This is a genomic window from Variovorax sp. 20P10.2.4, from assembly GCF_058244205.1.
The window spans coordinates 1-6,581 of sequence record NZ_JBZAYE010000422.1 but is presented as its reverse complement, the minus strand read 5'-3'; the positions used below and the strand labels follow the sequence as shown (position 1 = coordinate 6,581).

Genomic DNA, 6,581 nt, shown 5'->3' with positions numbered 1-6,581 from the left:
CCGGTCTCCAACATGGCTTGCATCCTTCCAGAAAGCACGATGCCCGAGGATCGACGCCCCCGGCGAGCGCCACAATCGAAAATAACTCCTGCTCGCATGCAAAAAGCTGATGCCGCTTCGCCTCCCCTCCACCATCGCGCTGCAATGCCTGGAAGCCAGTGAAAGGCTGGGCAGTTTCACGCGCGCCGCCAAGGCGCTCAATCTCACGCAGGGCGCGATCAGCCGCCAGGTCATCGGCCTCGAGCAGCGGCTCGGCGCGCAGCTGCTCGAGCGCCGGCGCGAATCGCTGGTGGCCACGCCCGCGGGGCAAGCCTACCTGGCCGAGGTTCGGCCCCTGCTGCTGCGGCTCGAGCGCGCCACCACCGACATCGCGCTGCACCAGGGCCGCGGCGGCCGCCTGCAGCTCTCCGCCCCCTCCTCGTTCTGCAACTACTGGCTCGCGCCGCGGCTGTCGGGTTTCGTGAACGCGCATCCGCACATCACGCTCGACCTCTCGACCTACCTCGGTCCGGTCGATTTCACCGCGAGCCGGATCGACGCGGCCATCATGGTGGTGGGCGCGCCGGTGCCGGGCCTGCATGCCATCCCCGTCCTCGATCTGACCGTGCGGCCCTATGCCAGCCCCGCCCTGGCGGCGCGCTGGAGCGGCGACGATTTCGCCACCGTGCTGCGGCAGGCGCCGCCCGACCTCACGCTGATCCACAACAGCTCGCTGCCTGGTGCCTGGGCGCTGTGGCTGCGGCAGGCTGCCGGCGCCGACGAGGTCCTGCCCGAGCTGCATGCGGGTCCGAGCTACGACCTGCTGTCGATGTCGCTGCATGCGGCCATCGCGGGCATCGGGGTTGCGTTGCTGCCGGCCTTCATGGTTCGTGCGGCGCTCGATGCGGGGCAGTTGGTGGCGCTGTCGGACCTCGAGTCGGCGACGGGGCGGTCGTATCAGCTGTGCTATCCGGAGCACAGTGCGAGCTTGCCGGCGCTTGCGCAGTTCAGCGAGTGGCTTTTGCGGGTGCGGAATGACGCTGGGCTTGGGCTTGCGGGGCAATGAACATGGGATCGTGTCGGAACGATCGGCGTGCGCCAGATAGAGACAGACGCGTCGGCGGCGTTACGATGCTCGGCGGTTGATATCGGCCAGCAGCGGCCGTCCGACGACGCCATGGTCGTTCGTCCGTCCACCTTTGTTTTTAGTCAGCACTTCCTGCACGGCAGACCATCGACCAAATTCGTGCAAGATCGTCTAATTAAAATCAAGCAATCGCGAAAAATCTCATGAAGGCAGGAGATAGCCGCACCTTCGTCGCGTTCCAGGCCGAGTGGCGTGTCCAGGCGGACCAGAATCGGCCTATCTCAGATCGTCAACCCATGAACAATCACTTTCAGATCAACGCAAAATCTGCAGTTGAGTGATTGACGGAGGAGACGCTTGCGAAAGCAGCTCCACAATCGCTAAGACTGGAGGCTCGCGAGGCGTTGCAGAACATCTATCCAACTCTAAGCATCCAGATGACATGGACGATGAAAAATCTATTGAGAGCGGCTGCCAATTTTCTGGCCATTTCTTTTCTCTCGGCATCTTCAATAGCCTGGGGAGAAGAGCAAACGATTCGTGTGCCGGGTGAAGGCTGGAGAATTCGCTTTGACGCCCCAAAGCTATCGCCTGGTCCTGCCCCCGCGCCAGGAGAGAGACGGAGGGTATTCTATGGAAGCGCGGGTCTGTTTCAACTCACGTTCTTTGTAGAACCTCCAAGATGCGTCGGTCCGGACACGGACGAGAACATATACGCATGCTTTCTCCCTAATCTTCTGAAAAACCCATATATCGTGAGTGATTCGGTACGGGCGAACACCGTGCCAAATGGTGTGCAAGTCATGGCATTCTCGCGAGTACAGACGGAGCGCGGAACCGGCACTAATTTCAGCATGCACTTGCTATTCGCTCGACATGGAAAATGGGCGGACGTTCACGCTTCTTTTGCGTCACCAACCAAGGACGACGTTAGAGCGCTTGCCGCAATAATGAGCTCTATCAAGATTGAGGATGACCCCGAGCCCGCAGCGGTGGAGCGATAGGCCTGTGTGGAGCCCGCAAACGGGTACGGCGAATTGAGGAGCAAGAGGCCGCTTTGAACGAAAGCATTCTCGGGTCGACCATCGCTTTCGACCTCGACGGAACCCTTGTCGAATCGGCTCCCGACCTGATCGGTGCCGTGAACGCGGTCCTGATCGCGGAGGGCTTCAGGCCCTTGGCCTACGAGCAGGGCCGGCCCTTCATCAGTCGCGGCGCCCGTTGGCTGCTGCAGTGGGGTCTTGCCGAGGCCGGTGCGGAGGATCCGTCTGCCCGCGCAGCTGCACTGTTTGGTCGATTCATCAGCCACTACGGCGCTCATGTTGCAGATGAGAGCCGTCCGTTTCCGGGCGTGATCGACGCCCTGCAGACCTTGAAGGCAGCTGGCGCCAAGCTTGTCATCTGCACGAACAAGCCCACCGATCTGTCGCGCAGCTTGTTGACCAAGCTCGACATGGTGGGATTGTTCGACGGCGTGGTGGGGATGGACGCAGTCTCCGCGATGAAACCCGATCCGGCCCACTTGATCGAAGCTGTGGCGGCAGTGGGCGGTGATCTCGCGCGCACCGTCATGGTCGGCGACGCGGACACCGACGCCGGCGCCGCGCGGGCGGCCGGGACACCGCTGATTCTTGTCGACTTCGGTTACAGCGAAATTCCAGCAGTCGAACTCGCGCCGGACATCTTGCTGCATCATTTCGACGACTTGGTGGACGCCTGCACTGGCCTGCTCAATGGGTTGCGTCCTACCAGTCCGCTTTGCAAAGCAACGTCTTAGCTCGGCTGGCGCGCCCACCGAGGCGCCGAGGCCGCGCGATGGACAAGACCCGGCACGGTCCGCCGCACAAGCGACCATCGAATCGCGCTCCGAGCAAGCCAGCCAAGCCCGCGCTACATTCCGCAGTCATGCACAGAAAAATCAACGTGCTCTTCGTCTCCCGACGAAACACGCTGCGCAGCATCATGGCGCAGGCCTGTCTCACCCACATCGCCGAAAAACGCTTCCATGCCCGCTCCTGCGGCCAGCCCTTGCGCGTCGGCGCGGCGGTGGACCCGGCGGCCGTGTCGGCGCTGCGCACCGCGGGTATTCCCTTACCCGAGATCAAGCCGCGCGGCTGGAACGAGTTCGTGCCCGCGCGCGGCTTCGAGGCCGAGTTCGTGATCGCGCTCGATGCCGACATCGACCGCCTGCAGCCGGCCTGGCCCAGCCAGCCCCATACCGCGCTGTGGGCCTATCCCGACACGGCGGCCATCGCCGATCCCGAGGAAGCGGCGCACAAGGCGCTGCAGACGCTCTATTCGATGCGGCGGCGCCTCGAGCTGCTGGCCAGCCTGCCGCTGTACGGCTCCGACCGCGAGTCGGTGCGCGCCGACATCCGCGATCTCGGCTACATGGCTTGAGCCGGGTCGGCTACAGCCTGAACGACTTCGCCATCTCCACCACCGCCTGCCTGTCGAAGGCATTGACCTCGTCGATCAGCTCGTTGGTGAACAGCCGGTTCGGGTCGCCGAGCTCGTCGGCCAGCTTCGGGTTCCTGCCGCCGTCCACGGCCATCTCGATGTTGGACTTCCACTCGGCCAGCGACGAGGCACCGATGCGCTGATCGGGATCGTCGGGCCGGCGCATCCAGCTGTTGCGACGGTCCTTGAGGATGAAGGCCAGCTCCTTGCGCGCCTCGTCCTCGCCGCGGCCCTTGGGCCGGCTCTCGGGGTACACGGCCCAATGCAGGTCGATGCCGGCCTCGAGGTTGTGGTGCGCGAACAGGGTGGACTTGGCCATGCCGCGGAACAGGCCCACCAGGGCCTTGCGCTCCTTCTTCAGCAGTTCGCGCGGCACGCACAGCCAGCCCGAGCCGAACTGCGCGAACTTCGGCGTGAGCGGCACGTAGCGCAGCTTGGTGCCGACGAGTTCGACGCGCGCGGCCGCGGTGTCGAAGGCCACCATCGCGTCGACGCGGTCGTTGTCGATCGCCGCGCCGGCCGGTGCGCCGTCGCCGATGGCGATGTATTCGCACCGGTCGTCCTTCAGGCCCAGCTCGGCCAGCATGGTGCGGGTGACGACGATGCCGGTGTCGCCCTGGCTGCGCACGCCGATGCGCTTGCCCGCGAGATCGGCCACCGAGCGGATCGGGCTGCCGGGCTTGACGACGACGACGTTGGCATTGCGCGGCAGCCACTTGTAGACGCTCACGAGGTCGAGCCCCGGGTCCTTCGCCATCGCGGGCAGCAGGATGCCGGGCACGGCCGGGCCGTAGTCGACGTGGCCGGCGCGCAGGCTCTGCAGCGCCTGCGTCATGCTCGACATGTTGACGTACTCGACGTCCACGCCCTCGGGCTTGTAGAAGTTCAGCCGCGGATGCTGGCCCGAGGTCACGAAGCACTGCTGCGGATCGTTGACGCCGGCGGTGTTCGCCACCTTCATCACGCGCAGCTTCTGCGCCAGCGCCGGCAGGCTGCCCGTCAATCCCAGGGCGCCGAGGCCCAGGCCGAAATCGCGTCGTGTCCACATGGTTCGCTCCTCACCGGCGTCGCGCCGGACGTTTCGAGATGGAAAGAGAAAAAGGGGAAGGAAGGGATCAGACGTTGACCGTGCGCTGCGAGGCATCGGCGGGCATCCAGTGCAGCACGCGCTGCTGCACGCGGCGCAGAGCACTGGTCAGCGCGATGCCGATCACCGAGAGCACGACGCAGACGGCGAAGCTGCCGCCGCTGTCGGCCTGGGCTTCCATCTGCAGGATCAGCACGCCGAGCCCGGCCTGGGCACCGACGAACTCGCCCACCACGGCGCCGACGACGCTGAAGGCCGCGGCCATGTTGAGGCCCGCGAAGATGTAGGGCAGCGCGCTCGGGAACTTGGCCTTGCGGAAGATCTGCCACGGCGTGGCCGACAGCGAGCGCAGCAGGTCGATGCGGTCCGGGTCCACGGCCTTGAAGCCCGCGATGCTGGTCACCAGCACCGGGAAGAAGGTCAGCAGGCAGATGATCATCACCTTCGAGCTGATGCCGAAGCCCAGCCAGACCACGATGATCGGCGCCACCGCCACCTTGGGCACGCTCTGCAGCGCGGCCACGTAGGGCTCGAGCAGGCGCTCGAGCCGCGGCATCTGCGAGACCACGATGCCGATCGCGAGCCCGATGCCGCCGCCGACGAAAAAGCCCAGCAGGATCTCGGCCAGCGTGATGCCGCCGTGGTACCAAAAGCCGTCCTTCGCGAACGGCCCGGTGGCGAGGCCGCGCCACAGCGCGATCGCGATGTCGCTGACCGGCGGCACCAGGTGCCTGGGCACCTTGAACAGCCGCACGGCGCCTTCCCACGAACCGAGCAGCGTGATCAGCAAGAGGATCGATTGCACGCGCGGCGAGGCCAGCGGGTTGGTGCGGCGCGCTCGCGACGGCTTGGCCGATAGGGGCGCGGCCTCGGAACTCAGCAGGGCGGTGGTCATGGCGTCGGCCTTTCTCTCAATCGAAGGAAGCGGCATGCGAGAAGCGCTCGCGGATCGAGGCGGCCGCGGCCGCGAAGGCCGGATGCGACATCGCCTCCATGCCGCGCGGGCGCGGCAGGTCGATGGGCAGCACGCGCTCGAGCATGCCGGGGCGCGGCGACATCACGAACACGCGGTCGCCGAGGAACACGGCCTCGGGAATGGAGTGCGTGATCAGCACCACAGTCTTGCCGCTCTCCATCCAGATGCGTTGCAGCTCGAGGTTCATGCGCTCGCGCGTCATCGCGTCGAGCGCGCCGAAGGGCTCGTCCATCAAGAGGATCTTGGGGTCGTGCAGCAGCGCCCGCGCGATGGAAGCGCGCTGCTGCATGCCGCCGCTGAGCTGGCGCGGCAGCTTGTGCTCGAAGCCCTCGAGCCGCACCATCGCGAGCAGCTGCATCGCGCGCTCGCGCGCCTTCGCCTTGTCGAGGCCCAGCACCTCGGCCGGCAGCATCACGTTCTCGAGGATGCTGCGCCAGGGCAGCAGGATCGAGCTCTGGAACACCACGCCCACGTCGCGCCGCGTGCCGCGGATCGGCTGACCGTCGAGCAGCACGGTGCCGACCTCGTAGTCGAGCAGGCCGGCCAGGATGCGCAGCAGCGTGCTCTTGCCGCAGCCGCTCGGGCCGACGATGGTGACGAAGGAGCCCTGGCGGATGCCGAAGTCGATCTGCTTCAGCGCGAGCACGCTCTCGCTGCCGCCGCCGAAGGTCTTCGACAGGCCCTCGACGCGGATGTAGTCCTCCTTGCCGGCGGGCGCGGCGGGGGCGGTCTCGGGTTCCAGGACGGCGTTCATGCGTGGACTCCTTCGGGGTTCAGGAAACGGACCATGTGGCGCGTGAGCACCTCGGGCGCCTGCATCGCGGTCACGTGGCCGATGGCGGGCAACAGCACGGCATCGGCGCCGCGGATGCGGCCTGCCATCGCGAGCGTCACGGTCGGCGGCACCACGCGGTCGAGCTCGCCGGCGAGCACCAGGGTCGGCGCGACGATGTCGGCCACGCCCTGCGGCAAGGTGGTGGCGACGGTCGCCA

Annotated in this window: 7 protein-coding genes; 3 read left to right on the top strand and 4 right to left on the bottom strand. The window is 66.2% G+C overall.

The genetic code is table 11. From position 1 onward, the window contains the following. Window positions 1–109: 109 nt before the first annotated feature. The 3 genes from AC27VN_RS29025 (at window position 110) to AC27VN_RS29015 (ending at window position 3,466) form a co-directional block, all read left to right on the top strand. Complete coding sequence (locus tag AC27VN_RS29025) at window positions 110–1,045, top strand: LysR substrate-binding domain-containing protein (protein ID WP_490878777.1); 936 nt, start codon at window positions 110–112, stop codon at window positions 1,043–1,045. A gap of 1,078 nt (window positions 1,046–2,123) precedes the next feature. After that, on the top strand, window positions 2,124–2,843 hold the full coding sequence (gene gph / locus AC27VN_RS29020; protein WP_490878776.1) for a phosphoglycolate phosphatase: 720 nt from the start codon (window positions 2,124–2,126) through the stop codon (window positions 2,841–2,843). Window positions 2,844–2,971: 128 nt separating this feature from the next. After that, window positions 2,972–3,466, top strand: coding sequence for an arsenate-mycothiol transferase ArsC (locus tag AC27VN_RS29015; RefSeq protein WP_490878775.1), 495 nt, complete (start codon window positions 2,972–2,974; stop codon window positions 3,464–3,466). A gap of 10 nt (window positions 3,467–3,476) precedes the next feature. On the opposite strand, the gene AC27VN_RS29010 is transcribed toward AC27VN_RS29015, so the two are convergent. The 4 genes from AC27VN_RS29010 to AC27VN_RS28995 form a co-directional block, all read right to left on the bottom strand. Further along, complete coding sequence (locus AC27VN_RS29010; RefSeq protein ID WP_490878774.1) at window positions 3,477–4,574, bottom strand: ABC transporter substrate-binding protein; 1,098 nt, start codon at window positions 4,572–4,574, stop codon at window positions 3,477–3,479. A 67-nt stretch (window positions 4,575–4,641) separates the two neighbouring features. Next, the gene (locus AC27VN_RS29005; protein ID WP_490878773.1) at window positions 4,642–5,508 is read right to left on the bottom strand and encodes an ABC transporter permease; all 867 of its coding nucleotides are present in this window, start codon (window positions 5,506–5,508) and stop codon (window positions 4,642–4,644) included. 16 nt (window positions 5,509–5,524) lie between these two features. Then, complete coding sequence (locus tag AC27VN_RS29000; protein WP_490878772.1) at window positions 5,525–6,343, bottom strand: ABC transporter ATP-binding protein; 819 nt, start codon at window positions 6,341–6,343, stop codon at window positions 5,525–5,527. Beyond that, window positions 6,340–6,581 (bottom strand): alpha/beta fold hydrolase (locus AC27VN_RS28995; RefSeq protein WP_490878771.1); only part of this gene is annotated, 242 nt, incomplete at its 5' end. The genes AC27VN_RS29000 and AC27VN_RS28995, both read right to left, overlap by 4 nt.